Below are 22,686 nucleotides of genomic sequence, written 5' to 3'. Positions count from 1 at the left end.
CCGCGTCGTCAGTCGCTCGGCACGACGTGCCGCTCCTCGGCGAAATGGCAGGCCGACGCGTGTTTCGCCGGGCCTTCCTGGTCGCGGAATTCCGCGGGTACCTCCAGCGGCGGGACGACCTCCGCGCACAGCGCCTGCGCCTTCCAGCACCGCGTACGGAAGCGGCAGCCGGAGGGCGGATCGGCGGGCGAGGGGACGTCGCCGGCCAGCAGAATGCGTTCGCGGCGCTCCCGGGCGTCCGGGTCCGGTACGGGCACGGCGGACAGCAGCGCCTGGGTGTACGGGTGCGTGGGGTGCTCGTAGATCTGCTCGTCGGTGCCGGTCTCGGCGAGGCGGCCCAGGTACATCACCGCGACCCGGTCGGAGATGTGCCGGACGACGGACAGATCGTGCGCGATGAAGACGTAGGAGAGGTCGAACTCGTCCTGCAACTGGTCCAGCAGATTGACCACTTGGGCCTGGACGGAGACGTCCAGCGCGGAGACCGGCTCGTCCGCGACGATGATCTCCGGCCGCAGCGCCAGCCCCCGCGCGATCCCGATGCGCTGCCGCTGCCCGCCGGAGAACTGATGCGGATAGCGGTTGATGTATTCCGGGTTGAGCCCCACCACGTCCAGGAGTTCCTGGACCTTCTTGCGGCGGTCCCCCTTGGGCGCCACCTCGGGGTGGATCTCGTACGGCTCGCCGACGATGTCCCCGACCGTCATCCGGGGGTTCAGGGAGGTGTAGGGGTCCTGGAAGACCATCTGGATGTTGCGCCGTACGGCCTTCATCGCGCGCCCGGACAGCGTGGTGATGTCCTGCCCCTGATAGCGGATGTGGCCGGACGTCGGCCGCTCCAGCCCCACCAGCATCTTGGCGAGCGTGGACTTCCCGCAGCCCGATTCGCCGACGATGCCGAGCGTCTCGCCCTTGCGGAGATCGAACGAGACCCCGTCGACGGCCTTCACCGCGCCGATCTGCTTCTTGACGAGCACGCCCCGGGTGAGCGGGTAGTGCTTGACCAGGTCGCGGATCTCCAGGATCGGCTCGCCGAGCGCCGCCCGCGCCCCAGGGCCGTCACCGTGCGCCATTGAGGGTCTCCTTCCAGAAATGGCAGGCGCTGGCCCGGCCGGGGCCCGCGTCGTACAGCGGCGGCAGGTCCGTCAGGCAGATGTCCTGGGCGAGCGGGCAGCGCGGGTTGAACGGGCAGCCGGGCGGGATGGCGGTGAGATTGGGCGGCAGGCCCTTGATCGCGTACAGCTCCCGGCCCTTGCGGTCGAGGCGCGGGATGGATTCCAGCAGGCCGCGGGTGTAGGGGTGGGCGGGCGCCTTGTAGAGCTGGTGGACGGGGGCGGTCTCGACGATCCGCCCCGCGTACATCACCGCGATGGTGTCGGCGACATCCGCGACCACGCCCAGGTCGTGGGTGATCAGAATGAGCCCCATGTGGTACTCGCGCCGCAGCTCCGCGAGCAGATCCATCACCTGCGCCTGGACGGTGACGTCGAGGGCCGTGGTCGGCTCGTCGGCGATGATCAGGTCGGGGGCGAGTGCCAGCGCCATCGCGATCATGATGCGCTGGCGCATCCCGCCGGAGAACTGGTGCGGATAGTCCCCCACACGCGCTCTGGCCGCGGGGATCCCCACCCGCTCCATCAGCTCGACGGCCCGCTCCCGCGCCTCCTTGCGGGACATCCCCTGGTGGACCCGGAACATCTCCCCGAGCTGCACCCCGACGCTCAGCACCGGGTTCAGGGAGGACAGCGCGTCCTGGAAGATCATCGCCATCTTCGCGCCGCGGACCTTGCGCCGCTCCTCCTTGTTCAGCCGGAGCAGATCGCGCCCCTGGAAGAGGACCTCGCCGCCGGTCACGAACCCCGGTGGTGAGTCGAGAATGCCCATCACGGCCTGCGCGGTGACGGACTTGCCGGAGCCGGACTCCCCGAGCACCGCCAGCGTCTGCCCGGCCGCCACGCGGTAGCTCACGCCGTTGACGGCCTGGGCGATGCCGTCCCGGGTACGGAACTCCACGCGCAGATCGCGTACGTCGAGCAGAACGTCGGCGTCGGGCGGCGGGGGCGCGTCCTCCGACGGGGTCGCGTCGTCCGACGGGGCCGCGTCATCGCTCGGGTTGGTCATCCGCCCGCTCCTCAGCGCAACTTGGGGTCGAGGGCGTCGCGCACCGCGTCGCCGAGCATGATGAACGCCAGCACCGTGATGCTCAGCGCCCCCGCGGGCCACAGCAGCATGTGCGGCGCATTGCGGATGTAGGTCGAGGCCGCGGAGATGTCGATGCCCCAGGAGACGGTCGGCGGCTTCAGGCCGGCGCCCAGGTAGGACAGGGTCGCCTCCAGGGCGATGTACGTCCCCAGCGCGATGGTGGCGACGACGATGACCGGAGCGACGGCGTTCGGGGCGATGTGCCGCAGCAGCAGCCGTCCGTTGCCGGCGCCCAGCGCACGGGCCGCCTGGACGTAGTCGTTCTGTTTGGCGGTGACGACGGCGCCACGGGCGATACGGGAGATCTGCGGCCAGCCCAGCAGCACGATGAAGCCGACCACCGGCCAGACGGTGCTGCTGGTGATGACGGAGAGGAAGACCAGGCCTCCCAGGATCACCGGGATGCCGAAGAAGATGTCCGCGAGCCGCGACAGCAGGGTGTCCCACCAGCGGCCGAAGAACCCGGCCAGCCCGCCCAGCAGGCTGCCCAGCAGGGCGGCGCCCGCGGTGGCGCAGACGCCGACGGTGATGGAGGCGCGGGCGCCGTAGACCACCCGGGTGTAGACGTCCCGGCCCTGGGTGTCGAAGCCGAAGGGATGGCCGGGCTGGGCGCCCTGCTGCGCCTTGGCGAGATCGCCGCGGTAGGGGTTCTGGGTGGCGATCAGCTGCGGCCAGATCGCGATGATCACCAGAAAGACGATGACCAGCGCGGAGATCACGAAGATGGGGTTGCGGCGCAGATCGTGCCAGGCGTCGCTCCACAGGCTGCGCGGTTTGCCGGTGGGCGCACCGCCCGGGGGGCCGGCCCCCGGGACCCGCTCCAGCGACTCGGCCTCGCCGATGGCCAGCGCGGCGGAGCCGCCGTCACCGTGGCCGATGGCTTCCTTCGGAGCGTAGGCGCCATAAGGCTCGTAGGGCTCAGGCATAGCGGATCCTCGGGTCGAGGACGGCGTACAGCAGGTCGACGAGGAGATTGGCGATCAGAAAGACCAGCACGAGAATCGTGACGAACCCGACCACCGTCGGCGAATTCTGCCGCAGGATTCCCTGGTAGAGCTGGAATCCCACGCCATGGATATTGAAGATGCGCTCGGTGACGATGGCGCCGCCCATCAGCGCACCGATGTCCGTGCCGATGAAGGTGACGACGGGGATCAGCGAATTGCGCAGCAGATGGCGGGTGATGACCCGGTGTCCGGGCAGGCCCTTGGCGACGGCGGTACGGACATAGTCCGCGCGGGCGTTCTCCGCGATCGACGTACGGGTCAGCCGGGTGACATACGCGAGCGACACCAGCGCCAGCACCAGCCCCGGCAGCAGGAGTTCATTGAGCGGCGCGTCGGTGGAGACGGTCGGCGCCGCCCACCCCCACTGCACGCCGAACAGGAACTGCAGCACATAGCCGCTGACGAAGGTGGGGATGGACACCACGACCAGGGTGAGCAGCAGCACGGAGGTGTCCACGCTGCGGCCGCGCCGCAGCCCGCTGAACACTCCCAGCACGACGCCCGCGATCATCTCGATGACAATGGCGACGAGCGTCAGCCGCAACGTGACGGGAAAGGCGTCCGCCATCAGCTCGGTCACCGACTGGCCATTGAAGGCGGTGCCGAAATTCCCCTGGAAGATCTGCCCCATGTAGTGCAGATATTGCTTCCACAGCGGCTGGTCGAGATAGAGATCGGCACGGATCTGCGCGGCGGTGGCCGGGTCCGGCGCCCGGTCACCGAACAGTGCGGCAACCGGGTCGCCGAGCGCGTACACCATGAAGAAGATCAGGAAGGTGCTGCCGATGAACACCGGGATCATCTGGAGCAGCCGCCGGATCACATAGCGTCCCATGAGCGGGGCCCGGTGGGCCTCACACCACCTTGATCTCGTTGAACACCGGCACGCTGAACGGATTCAGCGACACATGGGTGATGCGCTCGGAATAGCCGCCGCTGCCGTTCTGGTACCACAGCGGAATGGCCGGCATCTGCTGGGCGAGGATCCGCTCCGCGTCCTGGAATTTGGCGACCGCCTTGCCGGTGTCGGTCTGCGCGTTCGCCTCGTCCACCAGATTGTCGAAGTCGGCGTTGCTGAAATGTCCGTCGTTGGACGCCGCATCCGTGTAGTACAGCGGCTGCAGGAAGTTCTGGATCAGCGGATAGTCCATCTGCCAGCCGGCCCGGAACGGCCCGGTCATCTGCTTCGCCGAGATCTTGTTGCGGAAGTCCGCGAAGGTACCGACCGGGGCGCCGACGCACGCCTTGTCGCTGCCCAGCGCGTTGTTGATGCTGTTGCAGATCGCGTCGATCCAGTCCTTGTGCGACCCGGTGTCGGCGTTGTAGGCGATCGTCATCTTCCCGCCGGGCAGCCCGCCGCCCTCTTCGATCAGCTTCTTCGCCTGCGCCGCGTCGAATTCACAGGCGGGCCCGCACAGGCCGCCCTTGAATCCGCCCTTCTCCCCCAGCACGGGCGAGGTCCAGTCCGTGGCGGGCGTCCGGGTCTTCTGGAAGATCTCGTTCGTGATCTGGTCGCGGTCGATGGCCATCGAGATGCCCTGCCGCAGCTTCGTCTTCTTCCCCTCGCCGCCCCAGTCCTTGTCGTACATGGGGAAGGTGAGGGTCTGGATGATCCCGGCCGGCTGATTGATGTACCGGTTTCCGAGATCCCTCTTGACGTTCTTGAGCTGCGCGGCCGGAATATCGTCGACGAGATCCAGATTCCCCGCCTGAAGGTCGGTGTACGCGGTGTTGTTGTCGGTGTACACCCGCAGATCGATACCGCCGTTCTGCGCCGGGTCCGGTCCCGGGTACTTGCCCCACTTGCGCATCTTCAGCACGGAGCCCTTGGTGTACGAGTCGACCGTGTAGGGGCCGTTGCCGACCGGCCGCTTCAGGTAGGCGGCGTGGTCCTTGTAGAAGGCCGCCGGCAGCGGCATGAAGGCCGTGTAGCCGAGGGTGTCGGGCCAGCTGGAGAACTTCTGGTTCAGCTTGACGGTGAAGGTCTTGTCGTCCTTCACCACCAGCCCGGACAGCGTTTTGGCGGTCGGCGTGCCACTGCTCGGATGCACCTTGTCGAAGCCGTCGATGTACTGGAAGAACGAGGCGTTCTTCTGCTTGTTGGTGAGCAGCGCACCGTAATTCCAGGCATCCACGAAGGACTTGGCGGTGACCGGCTCCCCATTGCTGAAGGTCCAGCCGCCCTTCAGCTTCACGGTGAAATTCTGCGAGTCCGGCGTCTCGATCGATTCCGCGATGACGTTCTCGGCGGCACCGGTCTTGGGGTTGTAGCGCTTGAGCCCCCGGAAGAGCATCTCCATGACCTTGCCGCCCTGCACCTCATTGGTGTTCGCGGGCTCCAGCGGATTCTGCGGATCCCCCCAGGACGAGCTGACCACCCCGGCGCTGTCCGAGCCGCCACCCCCGCCCCCACAGGCCGTGGCCGCGAGGGCGACGGCGACGGCGCATACGGCCCACTTCGCGCGCGTGGCTCCACGCATGGGGTGCTGCCTCCTCAGGTTTCCCTACACGCTTTGGCCACATAAGAGCGCAAAAGGAGTCATAATGCACCCAGCGCTGACCGTTCGCGCTGCGAAAACCCGAGAAAACCCTCGTATGCCCGATCGGGGCCGGGTGAGCGCCGCCCGTAATGGACCCTCCCTGCCACCGCCTTCGCGGCCGCGGCCGTCGGTCCGTACGGGGTCGCCTCAGGGCCGCTTGACGCCCCCGCTCCCGCTGACCATGATTTCCAGGGAATCGATCGGGGGAAAATGAGCGACGGTGACGGGACGGATCCCGCATCCATCAACAACGGCGCGTGCTTTCGGGTGAAGATCGCCGATTCGCTCCGGGCCGGTTCCCTGCGGGCCGGTCCACTCCGGGACGTTGCCCCAAGAGGGCATTGCCGACGGGGATATGACCCCCGGTTTCCCGCGCCACGAGGCCGCGAATCGCCGGCCAGGCACCTCATGAAGCACCGCCCCGCATCGAGGCGCGCCCCGCGATGAGTCACCCGGACAGCGGCCGCCGGGGCCGCAAGGACCTCGTCGGGTCGATCACCAGCGCCGCGATACTGCTGCCGTCGAACCTGGTCACCTGCTACCTGCTCTTCGCCGCGGTCGTCACCGCGCCCGACGGCCCCTGGGACGAGGCCGATGCGGCGGACACCGTGCAGGTGGTGTCGCTGCTGTCCGGCGCGCTGGCCATCGCCGTCACGCTGCTGACGCTGTTCATCCTGGCGACCCAATGGCTGCGCAGCCGCTGGTGGCTCGCGGTACCGGGGCTGATGCTGCTCGGCTCCGTCATCCGCTGGATTTTCCCCTCGGCGTAGCCGACGCGCCGGCGGACAGCGTCCGCAGGACCCGCACGAAGCTGTCCCGTTCCGCGGCCGGGAACTGCGCCAGGAGCTCCTCCTCGCCCCGCTGGATGTCCGCCTGAACGGCGTCCCGCAGCCGGCGCCCCGCCGCGGTGATCGACAGCAGCCGCACCCGCCGGTCCCCGGGGTCGGGCCGGCGCACGATCAGGCCCCGCGCGTCCAGATCGTCGAGGACGGCGATGATCCGGGTCTTGTCCGCCCCGATGGCCTCGGCCAGCGCCGCCTGGGAGCGGATCGGGGTCTCGTCGAGCCGCAGCAGCACGGCATACGCCCACATGGCCAGCCCGTGCGCGTCCAGGACCGGCTGCTCGGCGGCCATCAGCGCGCGGCCCAAGGGAACGATCATCGCCGCCAGATCGGGACGGGCGGCCCGCCTTCCGGTCCTCTCCGGCCCCCCGGTTGCCGCCTCCTCGTCACCCGCGCGCTCACCCATGCCAAGAAAATACCCCTTGACACATCGTAAGCTCTCGCACATCGTAAGCGCATGCACACGAATCCGGAAGACCGTCCCGTCACCTCCGGCCCCTCCGCGGACCGGCAACGCTTCACGCTCCTGCGGGAGATGAACGCCCGCGCCGTACAGGACAGCGTGACCGTCGTACGGCAGACGACGCCTGACGATCTGTCGCGGCCCACGCCCTGCTCGGCCTGGAACCTGGCGGATCTGCTCGCCCATATGACCGTCCAGCACCGGGGGTTCGCGGCGGCCGCCCGCGGGGACGGCCAGGACCTGGCGCACTGGGCGGCCGGCCCGCTCGCCGGGGACCCGGTGGCGGAGTACGCCGACGCGGCCGGCGATGTCATCGCCGCCTTCGCCGAGGTCGACTCCCCCGACCGCCTCTTCGCCCTCCCCGAGTTCACCGCCGCCCGGACCTTCCCGGCCACCCTCGCGATCGACTTCCACCTCGTCGACTACGTCGTCCACGGCTGGGACGTCGCCCGGACACTGGGCCTGCCCTTCGCCCCGGACCCGGCGCTGCTGCGGGCCGCGCTGCCCGTCGCGCGGGCCGTCCCCACCGATGACGTCTACCGGCTGGCGCCGGGGAGCGCCTTTCGCCCGGGGCTCCCGGCGGGCGACGACGCGAGCCTGCTGGACCAGATCCTCACGGCCCTGGGACGCGCACCGTCCTGGGCCGCCCCGGCACCGTGCTGAGGTCCGCCTGGACGCCCGGTCCGGCCGCCGCCCACGACGGCCCGGCGCTGGTCAGCGTCACCGACTTCACGCTCGCACGGATCACCGACCTGCCGGGCGTCCACCGCGCGGCCCGCCGCCTCGCCGCCGGCTGGCCGGACCTCGAAGGGGCGGTCGGCATGTGGCTGTGGGCGGCCCCGGCCGCCCGCCGCTGCGGGGCGGTCGCCGTCTGGCGCGACGAGGCGGCGCTGCACGGCTTCGTCGGGTGGCCGCCGCATGTCGACGTCATGCGGCGCTATCGGGGCCGCGGATCCCTGACCTCGGCCACCTGGACGGCGGCCCGCTGCGATCCCCGCGAGATCTGGGCCCGCGCGCGGCCCGCCCTCCGGCCGTCGGCCGCGGCGGCGCGCCGGCGCTGAGGCGGCCCGCCCGTCCCGCGCCCGCCGTAGGCGGCGGCCCCGCCCCCGCGGAACGCCGGGGCGGGGCCGGGTGCGGCGGTGCGCGGGTGGGCCTTCGCGGTCAGGCGACGTCCTTGCGCGTGACCGCCAGGTACCCGACGAGGCCGAGGATGCCGATCAGCCAGTAGAGGCTGACCGGGCCGGTGCCCATGCCCAGCCCGCCGTGGCCGGCCGGGGCCGCCATCCAGTCGGCGATCGAGGCGCCGAGCGGCCGGGTGACGACATACGCGCACCAGAAGGCCGGAACGGCGCCCAGGCCCAGCTTCCAGTGCCCCAGCACCGGAAGGGCCATCGCGGCGGCGAACATGCCGATCGAACCGAGATATCCCAGCCCCATGGTTCCGGCGGTCATATCGCCCGCCGCCGTGCCGAGCGCAAATGTCGCGAGCACCGTGGCCCAGTAAAACCCTTCCCGGCGCCGGGTGTGAATGCTGTGAATGGACAGCGTTTTCTCACTCGCGTACCAGAGGCAGAAAATCACGGCCAGCGCGGCCAGGAACACCGGCGTCGAGGTGAGGTAGGGAATTCCCAGACCGACGTGGACCACATCGGCGGCCATGGTGCCGAACACGCTCACCATGACGATCGCGGTCCAGTACACCCAGGCCACATAGCGGCGGACGCGGAACTGCACCACCAGGGTGACCAGCAGTGCCACGCCGGCGAGGCCGACGGCGGTCATGGGGTCGAGCAGATGGGCCAGATAGTCCGAAAGGGTTTCTCCCATTCCCGTGGTCAGCAATTTGATGAGCCAGAAGTAGACCGTTACTTCCGGGACCTTGCTCAGTGCATTTCGCCATGGGCCCATTGCGGCCCGGTCTTGCTGGAGTTGGCCTGTCGTCATGGTCGGCAAGGATGGCACACCGCATTCGCCAGCAGATCATCCCCCATGCCCTGGCGGAAAAGGTAAGAGCGGGGTGTGAGTTCCCGCGGTAATGGGTGTGAATTCCGGTGGCGCGAATGGCGAATCGAGGGGGATTTACCGCACTCATGCGAAAGGGGCGCCCCCCGAAGGGGACGCCCCATCACACAGCGGTGACGGCTCAGCCGTGCTTGGCGCGCGAGGCGCTGCGGCCGCGCTCCTTCTGGTCCAGGACGACCTTGCGGATGCGGACGGCCTCCGGGGTCACCTCGACGCACTCGTCGTCGCGGCAGAACTCCAGGGACTGCTCCAGGGAGAGCTTCCGCGGCGGGACGATCGCCTCGAACGAGTCGGCCGACGAGGACCGCATGTTCGTGAGCTTCTTCTCCTTGGTGATGTTCACGTCCATGTCGTCGGAGCGGGAGTTCTCGCCGACGATCATGCCCTCGTACACCTCGGTGCCGGGGTCGGTGAACAGCACACCGCGCTCCTGGAGGTTCGTCATCGCGAAGGCGGTGACGGCACCGGCGCGGTCGGCGACCAGCGAACCGTTGTTACGGGTCGTCAGGGTGCCGAACCACGGCTCGTGGCCCTCGTGGATGGAGTGGGCGATACCCGTACCGCGGGTGTTCGTCAGGAACTCCGTGCGGAAGCCGATCAGGCCACGGGACGGCACGACGAACTCCATGCGGACCCAGCCGGAGCCGTGGTTCGACATGTTGTCCATCCGGCCCTTGCGGACGCCCATGAGCTGCGTGACGGCGCCCATGTGCTCCTCGGGCACGTCGATCGTCATGCGCTCGACGGGCTCGTACGTCTTGCCGTCGACCTGCTTGGTGACCACCTGCGGCTTGCCGATGGTCATCTCGAAGCCTTCGCGGCGCATGGTCTCGACGAGGATCGCCAGCGCCAGCTCGCCGCGGCCCTGGACCTCCCAGGCGTCGGGGCGCTCGGTGTCCAGGACGCGGAGCGAGACGTTACCGATCAGCTCGCGGTCCAGACGGTCCTTGACCTGGCGGGCGGTGACCTTGCGGTCCTTTATCGCCGCCTTGGCGTCCGCGCCCTTGCCCGTGCCGCCGCGGCCGACCAGCGGGGAGGTGTTGGTGCCGATGGTCATCGAGATGGCCGGCTCGTCCACCGTGATGAGGGGCAGCGCGATCGGGTTCTCCGGGTCGGCGAGGGTCTCGCCGATCATGATGTCGGGGATACCCGCCACGGCGCAGATGTCACCGGGGCCCGCCTTCTCGGCCGGCTTGCGGGTGAGCGCCTCGGTCATCATCAGCTCGCTGATGCGGACGTTCTGGATCGTGCCGTCACGCTTGATCCAGGCGACGGACTGGCCCTTCTTCAGCTCGCCCTGCTCGACGCGGAGCAGCGCGATACGGCCGAGGAAGTTGTCCGCGTCCAGGTTGGTGACATGCGCCTGGAGGGGGGCCGACTCGTCGTACTCGGGGGCCGGGATGTGCGACAGCAGGGTGTTGAAGAACGGCTCGAGGTTCGTGCTGTCGGCGGGGACGGTGCCGTCCTCCGGCTTCGTCAGCGAGGCGACGCCGTCACGGGCGCAGGCGTAGACGATCGGGAACTCGATCTGCTCCTCGTCCGCGTCCAGGTCCAGGAACAGGTCGTAGGTCTCGTTGACGACCTCGTCGATCCGGGAGTCGGGGCGGTCCGTCTTGTTGATGCACAGGATGACCGGCATCCGGGCCGCGAGGGCCTTGCGCAGCACGAAACGGGTCTGCGGGAGGGGGCCCTCGGAGGCGTCCACCAGCAGGACGACCGCGTCCACCATCGACAGGCCGCGCTCGACCTCACCACCGAAGTCGGCGTGGCCGGGGGTGTCGATGATGTTGATGGTGATCGGGTCCCCGCCGTCCTTGGGGTGGTACTTGACGGCGGTGTTCTTCGCCAGGATCGTGATGCCCTTCTCACGCTCCAGGTCGTTCGAGTCCATCATCCGGTCGTCGAGCTTCTCGGCAGCGTGCTCGGCGAAGGCGCCGGCCTGCTTGAGCATGGCGTCGACGAGGGTCGTCTTGCCGTGGTCGACGTGGGCGACGATGGCTACGTTACGAATGTCGTGACGGGTGGGCATACTGGCGGCGCTTCTCCCGGATCGTGGGTGGCGGCACGTACGGTCCGGTACGTGTGCCTCTCGGCCGGGCTTGCATACGCCACGACCTCACCCCATGGTACGGGGCTGCGGCGACTTCGGCCGCCACAGCCCGTACGCACACCCTCTGACCTGCGGTTTCTTACCCGTTGTTAGCCCTCGGTCGGCTCTGGCTCCACCCTTACTTCGTGTAGCCGATGTCCTGGAAGCGGGGCGAGGCGAATCCGAACGCGCCGACATTGGCGAGCGACTTCTTCGTGGCCACCAGTTCGGGGCGCTGATAGAGCGGAATGGAGCCGGCCGCGGCCCAGATCCGGGCGTCGGCCTGCGCCATGAGATTGCCGGCCGCTTCCTCGTCCAGCTCGGAGGTGGCCTGGTCGAAGAGCTGGTCGATGTGGTCGGTGCCGACCCTGGTGTAGTTCTGCTCGACGGTGAGGGAGCCGTCGGCCGCGGGCTCGGGCTTGGCGTAGATCGGGCGGGCGTCGGTCGCGGGGTAGGCGGTGCCCGGCCAGGAGTAGAGCGCCAGGTCGTAGTCGCCGGCGGCGATGTGGTCCTGGAAGTAGCCGGCGTCGGCGACCCGCTGGACGGAGGTCTGGATGCCGATCTTGCCGAGCATCGCCGAGATGTGCTCCCCCACCGTGCGCAGCTGCTCCGAACCCGCGCCGTCGGGGAGGACGAAGCGCAGGGTCAGCGGCTTGCCGTCCTTGCGCATGGCGGGTGCCGTCACCGGCTTCACCTTCCGCCGCGGCGCGCCCTTGGCCTCGGGGTCCTCGTCCGCGGCGACCTGGGCGGCGGCCACCGGGTGCGTCCGCTCCTCCTCGGCCCGCGCCTCGCGCGCCTGCTCGGCGCTCGGCGGGTGTGCCTCGCCGGTCGCCACGTCCTGTCCGGTCTCGACCCGTTCGGCATCGCCCATCGCCTGTGCCGCGCGCAGCTGGTACTCCCGGGAGGTCTCGGTGGCGCTGCCGTCGGCCTCCTCCCGGGCCGCGGCCTCCGCCTTGTAGAAGGCGGCGCTCTGCCGCAGCAGCGCGGACTGCTGGACCTCGGAGCCCACCGCGCCCGCGGCGGACAGCGGTGCCTCGGCGGCCGCGGGCCGGACGTCGGCCCCGGGGCCCCGGCCGTCGCTCCGGGCGCCCGCGGCGGCGCGGCCCGGCCGCTCCGGGTTGCGGCCGTCCGTGGAGCCCCCCTTCTTGCGGGTCGACTCGGCGGCGGCGCCCGAGGCGCTGGGCGCGGCCCCGCCGGGCTTCCGGCCGGCCTGTTCGGTGGCCCCGCCCGGCTTCCAGCCCGCGTCCGCGAGCAGCGCCTTGGCGGCGCCGGTGTCCGGCCCGCCGATCGCGTCGCTGTGGTCCTCGTACCCGTCCTGCCCGGCCATCAGCAGATGACTGCCGAGCGGCTTCGCGGGCAGGCTGAGCGGCTTGAGGACGGTGTCGGCGAGCGCCTGCCGGTCGATGGCGCGGGCCACCGCGCGGCGGACCCGTTCATCGGTGAGCGGGCCGGTGCTGCCGTTGAGGGCGAGCTGGGTGTAGGCGGGTTCGAGGGCCTTGCGGACGGTGTAGCCGCGGAGCGTGGCGGGGGCCGCGGGCTTGGCGTCCGTACCGGCCTTGGGTGCGGAGCCCGCCGGATGGCCGGCGGAGGCGACCTTCTTGGCGGCACCCTGGTCGATCTCGGCGACGTCGACGGCCCCGGCGGCCAGGGCGGCGGCCCGTTTGTCCCGCGGCAGCTCCGTGAAGACGATGCGGTCGAGCTTGGCGCGGGCGCCCCACCACTTGGGGTTGCGGACCAGGGTGACGCGGTCGCTGTCCTTCTCCCACTCGCCCACCATGAACGGCCCGGCCGCGACCCCCAGCCGTTCGCGGGTCCCGTCGTTGAAGGCGTCGGCGTCGCCCATCACGCTCTGCGGATACAGCGGCGTGAACAGGGACCGCCAGTCGGCGTACGGCCTGCTGAAGGTGACCTTGACCTCGTGCTTGTGCGATCCCGGGGCGACCTTGGAGATCCGGTCGTACCCGGCGTTACGGGCCGTCCAGAACGCGTTGTCCTTGCCGCGCAGCGCCTTCCACTGGGCGATGAAGTCCTGCGCGCCGATCTTGCGGCCGTCGCTCCACCGCGCCTTGGGGTTGATCTTGTAGGTGACGACCTGCTTCGGTTCGCGGGCGGTGATGTCGGCGGCGTCCAGGTAGTCGGCGTTGCGCTGCGGTCTGCCGCGGCTGTCGAGGGTGAACAAGGCGGGCAGCACCGCGCCGGTGATCCGCGCGGTGGTGGCGTCGGCGTCGGCCTGGAAGGCATTGAGGGTGCCGGGCATGGTGTCAACGGCCCAGCGGATCGTGCCGCCGTCCTTCAGCCGTTCCCGGGCGGCCGGGGCGATGTCCTGGGAAGCGGCCGACGCGTCGGAGTCCTCGCCACTGCATCCGGCCAGGACGGGCAGCGGAAGCAGCACCCCCGCCGCGATCAGCGCGGCACAGCGGCGCCTGCGGCACGCTGAGCTGACTTGGTCGGTCATGGCAGTTACCTCCGAGGCTCGCCCGCGCCGCGCCAACACGTTCGGCCGACTTTGCGGCTCATCACATCTATGGCTCCCCCACTGAAGGCGACCCGCCGCGGTGCGGCGACACGACACGTCGACCGCCCCGGCAAGGTCACCCGGGCGGCCCAATACCGGGCCCCGAAGACCGCCGAAACGCCCCCCGAACAGCGGCGCGCGGTCGGCCCGTACGCGCCGCCCCCGCACCTCCGTTCGACCCCCGTCGCGGCGCATGTTTGCCGAAACGCACCGGTTCGAGTCGTAATCGCGCCGGACCCCTTCCCAACGCCTACTGTGACGCGCGACACTCGCGGGCGCATGAGATCGCCCACCACCACGCCTTCGGAGGTGAGGGCACGTTATGTCCCTTCAGGACGAAATGACGGCGGTTGAAAGCAACCTGGCGGAGCTGATCCGGTCCGTATCGCGGCTGGAGAAGCAGGTCGGGACCGGGCTGGACATGCGCCGGGTGCTGAGCGACACCCACCATCTGCGCGAGAGCCTCGGCCTGTTGAAGGAGAGCGCCACGGGCGCGCAGCCGGCCCGCTCCGGCGCCGCCGACGACGAGATGGTGCAGGTCTCCGACGCCCCCTACGACTCCGCGCTGTGGACGGACGCCGAGGACGAGGGGCTCGGCGCCAAGGACCGGCACGCGCCTTAGGAGGAGACCCGGAGGACACCCGGAGGAAGCCCCTGGTGGAGGCCCCTTAGAGGGGATCCCTTAAGGGGTGCCCTCGCCCCACTCAGATCCCTACCCCGATCCCGCCCCGATCCCGCCCCGACGGAGCATCCCTCACCGGGCACACCCCACGGAGGGATCTTCCCGGAGCGCCCTTCACGGAGACCGACGTTGGCCACTGGCATCGAACCCTCACCGCAAGCGGGCGCGACCGGCGTGCATGCCGCCTCGCGTGCCGCCATTCCCGCCCGCCATCTGCGGACCGACCGCTGGTGGCTGGCCCCGGCCTGCACCGCCGCCGGGCTGCTCGCCTTCATCGTCTACTCGACATGGCGGGCCTTCGCGAACGCGGACTACTACCACGCGCCCTATGTCTCGCCGTTTTACTCGCCGTGCCTGGCGCAGAACTGCCACACCATGCGGGGCGGCCCCAACTGGGAGATCTTCGGCTCCTGGTGGGGCCTGTCGCCCGCCCTGCTGATCCTGATCTTCCCGCTGGGCTTCCGGCTGACCTGCTACTACTACCGCAAGGCCTACTACCGCGGCTTCTGGGCCTCGCCGCCGGCCTGCGCGGTCGCCGAACCGCACAAGAAGTACACCGGCGAGACCCGCTTCCCGCTGATCCTGCAGAACATCCACCGCTACTTCTTCTATTTCGCGGTGCTGGTGGCCTGCGTCCTGACGTACGACACCGCGCTGACCTTCCGCGACGAGCACTACGCCTGGGGCCATATGGGCCTGGGCACCCTGGTCTTCCTGGCGAACATCGGGCTGATCTGGGCGTACACCCTCTCGTGCCACTCCTGCCGGCACATCGTCGGCGGCCGGCTGCGGCACTTCTCCAAGCACCCGGTGCGCTACCGGCTGTGGGGCTGGGTCGGCAAGCTCAACGAGCGCCACATGCTGCTCGCCTGGTCGTCGCTGATCAGCGTCGCGGTCGCGGATCTGTACGTCTATCTGCTGGCCACCGGGGCCTTCGCCGACCCGCGCTTCTTCTGAGAGAGCTGTTCCCCATTCACCGCAGGAATTCATCGAAGGAAAGGTGTGCCCGCTGATGGCGCATGTGGACCGGCAGGCATGGGACGTGGTCGTGGTGGGCGCAGGCGGCGCCGGGCTGCGCGCCGCGATCGAGGCCCGCGAGGCGGGGATGCGGACGGCCGTGATCTGCAAGTCCCTCTTCGGCAAGGCCCATACGGTGATGGCCGAGGGCGGCATCGCCGCCAGCATGGGCAACGCCAACGAGCACGACAACTGGCAGGTGCACTTCCGCGACACCATGCGCGGCGGGAAGTTCCTCAACCACTGGCGGATGGCCGAGCTGCACGCCCGGGAGGCCCCCGACCGGGTGTGGGAGCTGGAGACCTGGGGCGCGCTCTTCGACCGCACCGCCGACGGCCGGATCTCGCAGCGCAACTTCGGCGGCCATGAATACCCGCGGCTCGCGCACGTCGGGGACCGTACGGGCCTGGAGCTGATCCGCACCCTCCAGCAGAAGATCGTCTCGCTGCAGCAGGAGGACGAGCGGGAGTTCGGCTCCTACGACGCCCGGCTGAAGGTCTTCCAGGAATGCACGGTCACCCGCGTCCTCAAGGAGGGCGAACGCGTCGCGGGCACCTTCTGCTACGAGCGCGAGTCCGGCCGCTTCTTCGTCCTGGAGGCCCCCGCCGTGGTGCTGGCCACCGGCGGGATCGGCAAGTCCTTCAAGGTGACCTCGAACTCCTGGGAGTACACGGGCGACGGGCATGCGCTGGCGCTGCTGGCCGGGGCGCCGCTGATCAACATGGAGTTCGTGCAGTTCCATCCGACCGGGATGGTCTGGCCGCCGTCGGTGAAGGGGATCCTCGTCACCGAATCCGTCCGCGGCGACGGCGGGGTGCTGCGCAACAGCGACGGCAAGCGCTTCATGTTCGACTACATCCCGGACGTCTTCAAGGAGAAGTACGCCCAGTCCGAGGAAGAGGGCGACCGCTGGTACGAGGACCCCGACAACAACCGCCGCCCGCCCGAGCTGCTGCCCCGCGACGAGGTCGCCCGCGCCATCAACGCCGAGGTCAAGGCGGGCCGCGGCTCCCCGCACGGCGGGGTCTTCCTGGACGTCTCCACCCGGATGCCGGCCGAGGTGATCAAACGGCGGCTGCCGTCCATGCACCACCAGTTCAAGGAGCTGGCGGATGTGGACATCACGGCCGAGCCGATGGAGGTCGGACCGACCTGTCACTACGTGATGGGCGGGGTGGAGGTGGACCCGGACACCGCGGCGGCCACCGGCGTGCCCGGTCTGTTCGCGGCCGGTGAGGTGGCCGGCGGGATGCACGGCTCCAACCGGCTGGGCGGCAATTCGCTGTCCGACCTGCTGGTCTTCGGCCGCCGGGCCGGGCTGCACGCCGCCGAGTACGCCGCGTCCGTCATCGGGCGGCCGGTCCCCGATGAGCTCGGGATCGACGCGGCCGAGGCGGAGGCGCTGCGCCCGTTCAGCGCCGAGGACGAAGAGCGGGACACCGGGAGCGGTGCGGCGCCGGGCACCGCCCCGGCCGAGAATCCGTACACCCTGCACCAGGAGCTCCAGCAGTCGATGAACGACCTGGTCGGCATCATCCGCCGGGAGGGCGAGATGGCCGAGGCGCTGCAGCGGCTGGCGGGCCTGCGGGCGCGGGCCCGGCGGGCCGGGGTGGAGGGGCACCGGCAGTACAACCCCGGCTGGCATCTCGCGATCGATCTGCGGAACATGCTGCTGGTCAGCGAGTGTGTGGCGCGGGCCGCGCTGGAGCGCGAGGAGAGCCGCGGCGGGCACACGCGCGACGACCATCCGGTGATGGTCCGCAGCTGGCGCAACATCAATCTGGTCTGTGAGCTGGCCGATTACCGGAGCGCCGGGGCGGAGACGGACCCGGGGCTGGGCCAGATCCGGCTGTCCCGCCGCGAGACCCCGCCGATCCGCCCCGATCTCCTCGAACTCTTCGAGAAGGAGGAGCTGGTGAAGTATCTGACGGACGAGGAGCTGAGCCGGTGAGCGCGCAGCAGACGAACGGGCAGCGGACGGAAGTTCAGCAGGCGAACGGGCCGGGGCCCGACGGCCGGCCGTCCAACGGGCAGTCCGGCGCGTACCAGGCGCACTTCCGGGTGTGGCGGGGCGACACGGACGGCGGCGCCCTGGAGGACTTCCGGGTCGAGGTGCACGAGGGCGAGGTGGTGCTGGACATCATCCACCGCCTGCAGGCGACCCAGGTCTCCGATCTCGCGGTGCGCTGGAACTGCAAGGCGGGCAAATGCGGTTCGTGCAGCGCGGAGATCAATGGCCGGCCGCGGCTGCTGTGCATGACGCGGATGTCGGTGTTCGACCGTACGGAGACGATCACGGTCACCCCGATGCGGGCCTTCCCGGTCATCCGCGACCTGGTCACCGACGTCTCGTTCAACTACGCCAAGGCACGCGAGGTCCCCGCGTTCGTCCCGCCGCCGGATCTGGGGCCCGGCGAGTACCGCATGCAGCAGGAGGACGTGAACCGCTCGCAGGAGTTCCGCAAGTGCATCGAGTGCTTCCTGTGCCAGGACACCTGCCATGTGGTGCGTGACCACGAAGAGAACAAGTCCGCCTTCGCCGGCCCGCGCTTCCTGATGCGGATCGCCGAGCTGGACATGCATCCGCTGGACGCCGCCTCGGAGTCCGGGCTGGACCGCAAGCGCACCGCGCAGGACGAGCACGGCCTGGGCTACTGCAACATCACCAAGTGCTGCACGGAGGTCTGCCCGGAAAACATCAAGATCACCGACAACGCGCTCATTCCGCTCAAGGAGCGCGCGGCGGACCGTAAGTACGACCCGCTGGTGTGGCTCGGGAACAAGATCCGGCGGCGTGGCGAATGACCGGCAACCATGCGATGAGTGCGCGAAAGCCCCGCACCGGGCGGCCGCGAACACCCCTAAGTCATCATTCCTCATGAGTTTCTGACGACACGTCACTTGGCTGGAAGGCATCTCACGGCGCCGGCTCGCCACCGCGATATAAGAACGGAATGAACTTTCCGAAAACGAGCCGGCGCAGGGTTCTGGCAGGTATCGGCAGCGTCCCCCTGGCGGCCGCCGCCGGTATGCCCACGACATACCGGGAGCGGCCGCGGAGACCAGGGACCCCGGAGGAGATAAGCGGCGAGCGGCGGACGACCGTCCTGCACGGCGCGGACCTGGTGCTCACCATGGATCCCGAGGTGGGCAAGGGCACGCTGGGCACGCTCGAAGGCGGCACCGACGTCCTGATGGAGGACGGCAGGATCGCCGCCGTCGGCAAGGAGCTCCAGGTGCCGCGCGGCGCCCGGGTGGTGGACGCGAGCGGGCAGATCGTCCTCCCCGGCTTCGTCGACCTGCACAACCACCTGTGGCAGTCCAGCATCCGCGGCGGCTGCTCGACGCAGGACCTCTACGGCTGGCTGGCCGACTGCAACCGCGCCACCCTGCCCAAGATCGACGCCCAGGACATGTACCGCTTCGTCCACCTGGCCGCCCTCGACGCCCTCCAGGCGGGCGTCACCACCCTCGTCGACTGGGTCCATCCGATCCCGTACGACACCAGCGAGCGCTATATCCGCGCACTGGACGACGCGGGGCTGCGGTTCGTCTACGCCTCGACGCAGGGCGCGGCCGACATCCCCCTCATCCCGAAGATCAAGAAGGACTTCCTCGACCCGCTGCCGCTGGCCTCCGCCCAGGTGTCGGTGCATGCGGGGATGTCCGCGCTCAAGGAACTGCGGCAGTTCCACGAGGTGGCCCGGGACCTCGGCGTGATGCTCAACTCCCATGTCCTCGAACACCGCGACGACCGCAAGGACGACCCGATCCGCTCGCTGCGCGAGATCGGCGCCTTCGGTCCGGACCTGCTGATGAACCACGCGATCCACCTCACCGACGAGGAGATCGCGCTGACCGGCGAACGGGACGTCCGCGTCGCGCACTGCCCGCTCAGCAATATGCGACTGGCGTCCGGCATCATCCCGCTGCCGGCGATGCACCGGCACGGCGTCCGGGCCGGGCTAGGCCACGACGGCGGGACCAATGACACCTCCGACATGTTCAACGTGATGAAGGCGGCCGTCGGGCTGCAGCGGGCCCGCCACGAGGACGCCGGGATCCATCCGACGATCCCGGCGGTGCTGCGGATGGCGACGCTGGGCGGCGCGGAGTGCATCGGGATGGCCGACCGGGTCGGCTCGCTGACCCCCGGCAAGCGCGCCGATGTCCTCGTCCTGGACCCCGGCACGCTCAACTTCGCCCCGCGCTTCGACTGGACCAGCCAGATCGTGCTCAACGGCCAGCCGCCGAACGTGAGTTACGTCTTCGTCGACGGCTATCTGCGCAAGGCGCACGGCGAGCTGGTGCACGTCGACACCGAGAAGGCCGTACGGGAGGCGGAGCTGGCCGCGGATCACGTGCGGGAGGCCTGAGGTGTGGCATGGCGTGGGGGAGGCCGTACGGGCGCCTGGTGCAGGCGCCTTGTACAGGCCATCCCGTACGGGTCTCCCCCTAGGGGATGGGTGGGCCCCCTGTACCCAAGGGTAGGCGGGGGCCACTCGTCACGGCAGGGCCTGTGGACAGGCTCGGCGAGGCCGGCGGACGGGCTCGCCAGAGGCCGGTGGATGGGCTCGGCAGAGGCCTCAGAACAGGCTCAGCAGGGCCTCCGTCGGGTCCGTCGTCGTCGACTCGCCGTCGGGCAGGGCGAGTTCGAACCAGACGGTTTTGCCGCGCGGGGTGCGGCGGCTGCCCCAGCCGGCGCTGAGCAGGCCGACCAGCTGGAGGCCGCGGCCGCCCTCGTCGGTGTCCCGGGCGCGGCGGCGGCGCGGCTGGGCGAGGTCGGCGTCCCACACCTCGCACACCAGGGTGCGGTCCAGCAGCAGCCGCAGCCGGATCTCGCCGTGGCCGTGCCGTAGCGCATTGGTCACCAGCTCGCTGACCAGCAGCTCCGTCGTGTCGACCAGCTCTTGCAGGCCCCAGTCCGTCAGCTGGTCGCGGGCCAGCTCACGGGCGCGGGCCACCGAACGGGCCTCCGGCGCCAGGCTCCAGTCGCCCACCGCGTCCTTGGGCAGGCCGTGCACCCGGGCCATCAGCAGCGCGATGTCGTCCTCGCCGTGCGAGGTGTCCAGGGCGCTCAGGACGTGGTCGCAGACGTCCTCCAGCGGGCGGTCGGCGTCCGAGAGGGCCTGCCGGAAGGCCCGCAGCCCCTCCTCCAGGGGATGGTCGCGGGACTCCACCAGGCCGTCGGTGTAGAGCGCGAGCAGCGCACCGTCCGGCAGATCGACCTCGATCTCCTCGAAGGGCTCACCGCCGACGCCCAGCGGCATCCCGGGCGGCACGTCGAGCAGCAGCGCATCCTCGCCCTCCTCGACCAGCACCGGCGGCAGATGCCCGGCGTTGGCGAACGTGCAGCGCCGGGTGACCGGGTCGTAGACGGCGTAGACGCAGGTGGCGAGGTAGACCTCGGAGAGATCGGCGGTGTGGGCCAGGGCGCGGTGCTCGGGCACCTTCGCGGCCGCGCCGGTCAGGCTGCGCGGTGCGCGTGCGCCGGCGCGGCCTTCGCCGCTGCCGCCGCCGAGCCCGCGGGCGATCTCGTCCAGTGCGGACAGCACCTCGGCGGGCTCCAGGTCCAGCAGCGCCAGCGTCCGTACGGCGGTGCGGAGTTCACCCATCGCGACGGCAGCGCGCAGGCCGCGGCCCATCACATCGCCGACGACCAGCGCGGTGCGGTGGCCGGGGAGTTCGATGACGTCGAACCAGTCGCCGCCGACCTCGGTGGCGGTGGTGCCGGGCAGATAGCGGCAGGCGATGTCGAGGCCGGCCGCCTCCGGGTCGCCCGGTGGGAGCAGGCTGCGCTGGAGGATCAGGGCGCGTTCGTGCTCGCGGCGGTAGAGGCGGGCGTTGTCGATGCAGACCGCGGCGCGCGCGGCCAGCTCGACGGCGAGGGCCGTATCGCGTTCGCCGAACGGTTCGCTGCCCTTGGTGCGGGAGAACTGCACCAGCCCGACGACGGTGTCCCGGGCGACCATCGGAACGGCGAGCGTGGAGTGCACCACCGCGCCGAGCTCCTGGCGTTCGTCGCCCTCCCGGCCGGGGATGATCTGCGCCTGGCCGGTGCGCAGGGCGCCCGCGCAGGGCGAGTTGAACGGGTAGCGGTGGACGGCGCCGACCGCCACCGGGCCGGCGGCGTTCTCGGGGACGCAGCAGGTGGACGTGGCCAGCGGGGCGTCGGAGACGGCGCTGGCGAAGGCCACCCGGCGCAGCTCCGCGCTGCCGTCGCTCATCCCCGGCGGGGCCTCGTCGCCGGCCAGCAGGCCCTGGTAGAGGTCCACCGACGCCAGATCGCAGAACTGCGGGACGGCGACGTCCAGGAGGGTGCGGGCGGTGGTCTCCAGGTCGAGCGAATTGCCTATCCGGGCGCCCGCTTCGTTCAGGAGCGCGAGGTTGCGGCGGGCGTTGGCGGCCTCCCGTTCGGCGCGGCGGCGGCCGGTGACGTCGGCGGCGAGGGCGGCGACGCCGATGGGGCGGCCGCTGGCGCCGTGCAGCCGGTAGAGCGAGACCGACCAGCGGCGGCGGTCCTCCTCGCCCGGCACCGAGCCGACCAGCTGCATCTCGGTGACCGGCTCGCCGGTGTCCAGGACGCGGCGCAGCGCGACGGTCATCCGCTCGGCCTCGGGGCGCGGCAGGAAGTCGTGCGGGGTACAGCCGCGGTACTTGCCGGCCGGGCCGCCGAAGACCGTGGCGAAGCGTTCGTTGACCCGCAGCAGCTTCAGGTCCGTGCCGAACAGGGTGAAGCCCATGGGAGATTGACCGAAAACGGCCTGCGAGGCGGCGAGGTCGGTCTCGATGCCGCGCAGTGCCCGGACATCGACGACCAGACAGACCGCGGCGCGTTCGCCGCTCTCCGTCCGGGACGGCATCACATAGATCTCGGCGAGCCCGTCGGTGTCGCCGCCCGGCTCCCTGCGGTAGGGGACCAGGCCGGTCCACTCGCGGCCGTCGAGGATCTCGGACACCTTGCGGCGGCCGGTGGCGTGCAGCTCGCGGGGGACGAACGCCTCCACGGGGTCCTTGCCCACGGCGTAACGGGCCGGGATGCCGAGCATCTCGGCGGCGCGCTCGCTCCACTGGTCGATGCATCCGTCGGGCCCCAGCGAGAAGGAGGCGACGCGGATGTAGTCGTAGATCGAGCCGGGTTGGCTGCTCTGCCAGACGGGCAGGGCGTGCGGACCGTGCGCATGCCGGTGTCTGCCCGGGTCCCCCGGGCCGTCCACACCGCCCTGGCCCTCGGTCTGCGCGGATTCCGCCCCGCCACGTGACATCTCGCTCACGAGCCCCGTCCCCTCCAGCTCATCGTGCCCGGA

18 protein-coding genes are annotated in these 22,686 nt (G+C 70.3%); 8 read left to right on the top strand and 10 right to left on the bottom strand.

The window, feature by feature from the left end; genetic code table 11:
* Positions 1–8 precede the first annotated feature (8 nt).
* Genes AC5677_RS25315 through AC5677_RS25295 form a run of 5 tightly spaced genes read right to left on the bottom strand, consistent with a single transcriptional unit; the run spans position 9 to position 5,689 of the window.
* Positions 9–1,073 carry an ABC transporter ATP-binding protein gene (locus tag AC5677_RS25315; protein ID WP_497190220.1) on the bottom strand — a complete coding sequence of 355 codons (1,065 nt, stop codon included), beginning with the start codon at positions 1,071–1,073 and terminating at the stop codon, positions 9–11.
* Entirely contained in the window at positions 1,060–2,121 is a 1,062-nt protein-coding gene (locus tag AC5677_RS25310) for an ABC transporter ATP-binding protein (protein WP_497190219.1), read from the bottom strand. The genes AC5677_RS25315 and AC5677_RS25310 overlap by 14 nt, the downstream gene beginning before the upstream one ends.
* A gap of 11 nt (positions 2,122–2,132) precedes the next feature.
* Complete coding sequence (locus tag AC5677_RS25305; RefSeq protein ID WP_497190218.1) at positions 2,133–3,128, bottom strand: ABC transporter permease; 996 nt, start codon at positions 3,126–3,128, stop codon at positions 2,133–2,135.
* Positions 3,121–4,044: an ABC transporter permease gene (locus AC5677_RS25300; protein ID WP_497190217.1), complete on the bottom strand. Its 924-nt coding sequence runs from the start codon at positions 4,042–4,044 to the stop codon at positions 3,121–3,123. Before AC5677_RS25300 ends, AC5677_RS25305 begins: the two co-directional genes overlap by 8 nt.
* Before the next feature lie 19 nt (positions 4,045–4,063).
* Positions 4,064–5,689, bottom strand: coding sequence for a peptide ABC transporter substrate-binding protein (locus AC5677_RS25295; protein ID WP_497190216.1), 1,626 nt, complete (start codon positions 5,687–5,689; stop codon positions 4,064–4,066).
* A 503-nt stretch (positions 5,690–6,192) separates the two neighbouring features.
* Between AC5677_RS25295 and AC5677_RS25290 the strand changes: the two genes are divergently transcribed.
* Complete coding sequence (locus AC5677_RS25290) at positions 6,193–6,519, top strand: hypothetical protein (protein ID WP_497190215.1); 327 nt, start codon at positions 6,193–6,195, stop codon at positions 6,517–6,519.
* Here AC5677_RS25290 and AC5677_RS25285 read toward each other — a convergent pair.
* The gene (locus AC5677_RS25285; protein WP_497190214.1) at positions 6,491–6,997 is read right to left on the bottom strand and encodes a MarR family winged helix-turn-helix transcriptional regulator; all 507 of its coding nucleotides are present in this window, start codon (positions 6,995–6,997) and stop codon (positions 6,491–6,493) included. The two genes, AC5677_RS25290 and AC5677_RS25285, sit on opposite strands and share 29 nt — an antisense overlap.
* Positions 6,998–7,048: 51 nt before the next feature.
* Between AC5677_RS25285 and AC5677_RS25280 the strand changes: the two genes are divergently transcribed.
* Together AC5677_RS25280 and AC5677_RS25275 are read left to right on the top strand one after the other, a co-directional pair.
* A complete protein-coding gene (locus AC5677_RS25280) occupies positions 7,049–7,717 on the top strand; it encodes a TIGR03086 family metal-binding protein (RefSeq protein WP_497190213.1) in 669 nt (222 codons plus the stop codon).
* On the top strand, positions 7,711–8,115 hold the full coding sequence (locus tag AC5677_RS25275; protein ID WP_497190212.1) for a hypothetical protein: 405 nt from the start codon (positions 7,711–7,713) through the stop codon (positions 8,113–8,115). The genes AC5677_RS25280 and AC5677_RS25275 overlap by 7 nt, the downstream gene beginning before the upstream one ends.
* A gap of 100 nt (positions 8,116–8,215) precedes the next feature.
* Here the strand turns inward: AC5677_RS25275 and AC5677_RS25270 are convergent, their stop codons facing one another.
* The 3 genes from AC5677_RS25270 to AC5677_RS25260 all read right to left on the bottom strand — a co-directional run bounded on the left by AC5677_RS25270 (position 8,216) and on the right by AC5677_RS25260 (position 13,620).
* Entirely contained in the window at positions 8,216–8,998 is a 783-nt protein-coding gene (locus tag AC5677_RS25270; RefSeq protein WP_497196751.1) for a COG4705 family protein, read from the bottom strand.
* A 199-nt stretch (positions 8,999–9,197) separates the two neighbouring features.
* Positions 9,198–11,105, bottom strand: a complete 1,908-nt coding sequence (typA, locus tag AC5677_RS25265; RefSeq protein WP_497190211.1) for a translational GTPase TypA — start codon at positions 11,103–11,105, stop codon at positions 9,198–9,200.
* A 199-nt stretch (positions 11,106–11,304) separates the two neighbouring features.
* Positions 11,305–13,620: an ABC transporter family substrate-binding protein gene (locus AC5677_RS25260; RefSeq protein ID WP_497190210.1), complete on the bottom strand. Its 2,316-nt coding sequence runs from the start codon at positions 13,618–13,620 to the stop codon at positions 11,305–11,307.
* Between the two features lie 382 nt (positions 13,621–14,002).
* Between AC5677_RS25260 and AC5677_RS25255 the strand changes: the two genes are divergently transcribed.
* The 5 genes from AC5677_RS25255 (at position 14,003) to AC5677_RS25235 (ending at position 19,755) form a co-directional block, all read left to right on the top strand.
* Entirely contained in the window at positions 14,003–14,302 is a 300-nt protein-coding gene (locus AC5677_RS25255; protein WP_497190209.1) for an Rv0250c family protein, read from the top strand.
* A 189-nt stretch (positions 14,303–14,491) separates the two neighbouring features.
* A complete protein-coding gene (gene sdhC / locus AC5677_RS25250; RefSeq protein WP_497190208.1) occupies positions 14,492–15,319 on the top strand; it encodes a succinate dehydrogenase subunit SdhC in 828 nt (275 codons plus the stop codon).
* A 55-nt stretch (positions 15,320–15,374) separates the two neighbouring features.
* On the top strand, positions 15,375–17,330 hold the full coding sequence (locus AC5677_RS25245) for a fumarate reductase/succinate dehydrogenase flavoprotein subunit (RefSeq protein ID WP_497190207.1): 1,956 nt from the start codon (positions 15,375–15,377) through the stop codon (positions 17,328–17,330).
* Positions 17,327–18,184, top strand: coding sequence for a succinate dehydrogenase/fumarate reductase iron-sulfur subunit (locus AC5677_RS25240; RefSeq protein WP_497190206.1), 858 nt, complete (start codon positions 17,327–17,329; stop codon positions 18,182–18,184). The genes AC5677_RS25245 and AC5677_RS25240 overlap by 4 nt, the downstream gene beginning before the upstream one ends.
* A gap of 149 nt (positions 18,185–18,333) precedes the next feature.
* Positions 18,334–19,755, top strand: a complete 1,422-nt coding sequence (locus AC5677_RS25235; protein WP_497190205.1) for an amidohydrolase family protein — start codon at positions 18,334–18,336, stop codon at positions 19,753–19,755.
* Positions 19,756–19,965: 210 nt separating this feature from the next.
* Here AC5677_RS25235 and AC5677_RS25230 read toward each other — a convergent pair whose 3' ends face one another.
* The gene (locus AC5677_RS25230; RefSeq protein ID WP_497196750.1) at positions 19,966–22,644 is read right to left on the bottom strand and encodes a SpoIIE family protein phosphatase; all 2,679 of its coding nucleotides are present in this window, start codon (positions 22,642–22,644) and stop codon (positions 19,966–19,968) included.
* Between the last annotated feature and the right edge of the window lie 42 nt (positions 22,645–22,686).

The sequence above is a fragment of the Streptomyces sp. JLSY215 genome, assembly GCF_059682825.1.
This window is presented reverse-complemented; position numbering and strand designations above follow the sequence as displayed.

Coding starts and splice junctions, on each gene's coding strand:
- typA (WP_497190211.1), bottom strand. CDS start 11,105: ATGCCCACCCGTCACGACATTCGTAACGTAGCCATCGTCGCCCACGTC.
- AC5677_RS25245 (WP_497190207.1), top strand. CDS start 15,375: ATGGCGCATGTGGACCGGCAGGCATGGGACGTGGTCGTGGTGGGCGCA.
- AC5677_RS25270 (WP_497196751.1), bottom strand. CDS start 8,998: ATGACGACAGGCCAACTCCAGCAAGACCGGGCCGCAATGGGCCCATGG.
- AC5677_RS25315 (WP_497190220.1), bottom strand. CDS start 1,073: ATGGCGCACGGTGACGGCCCTGGGGCGCGGGCGGCGCTCGGCGAGCCG.
- AC5677_RS25290 (WP_497190215.1), top strand. CDS start 6,193: ATGAGTCACCCGGACAGCGGCCGCCGGGGCCGCAAGGACCTCGTCGGG.
- AC5677_RS25285 (WP_497190214.1), bottom strand. CDS start 6,997: ATGGGTGAGCGCGCGGGTGACGAGGAGGCGGCAACCGGGGGGCCGGAG.
- AC5677_RS25260 (WP_497190210.1), bottom strand. CDS start 13,620: ATGACCGACCAAGTCAGCTCAGCGTGCCGCAGGCGCCGCTGTGCCGCG.
- AC5677_RS25255 (WP_497190209.1), top strand. CDS start 14,003: ATGTCCCTTCAGGACGAAATGACGGCGGTTGAAAGCAACCTGGCGGAG.
- AC5677_RS25295 (WP_497190216.1), bottom strand. CDS start 5,689: ATGCGTGGAGCCACGCGCGCGAAGTGGGCCGTATGCGCCGTCGCCGTC.
- AC5677_RS25305 (WP_497190218.1), bottom strand. CDS start 3,128: ATGCCTGAGCCCTACGAGCCTTATGGCGCCTACGCTCCGAAGGAAGCC.
- AC5677_RS25230 (WP_497196750.1), bottom strand. CDS start 22,644: ATGTCACGTGGCGGGGCGGAATCCGCGCAGACCGAGGGCCAGGGCGGT.
- AC5677_RS25300 (WP_497190217.1), bottom strand. CDS start 4,044: ATGGGACGCTATGTGATCCGGCGGCTGCTCCAGATGATCCCGGTGTTC.
- AC5677_RS25235 (WP_497190205.1), top strand. CDS start 18,334: ATGAACTTTCCGAAAACGAGCCGGCGCAGGGTTCTGGCAGGTATCGGC.
- AC5677_RS25310 (WP_497190219.1), bottom strand. CDS start 2,121: ATGACCAACCCGAGCGATGACGCGGCCCCGTCGGACGACGCGACCCCG.
- AC5677_RS25280 (WP_497190213.1), top strand. CDS start 7,049: ATGCACACGAATCCGGAAGACCGTCCCGTCACCTCCGGCCCCTCCGCG.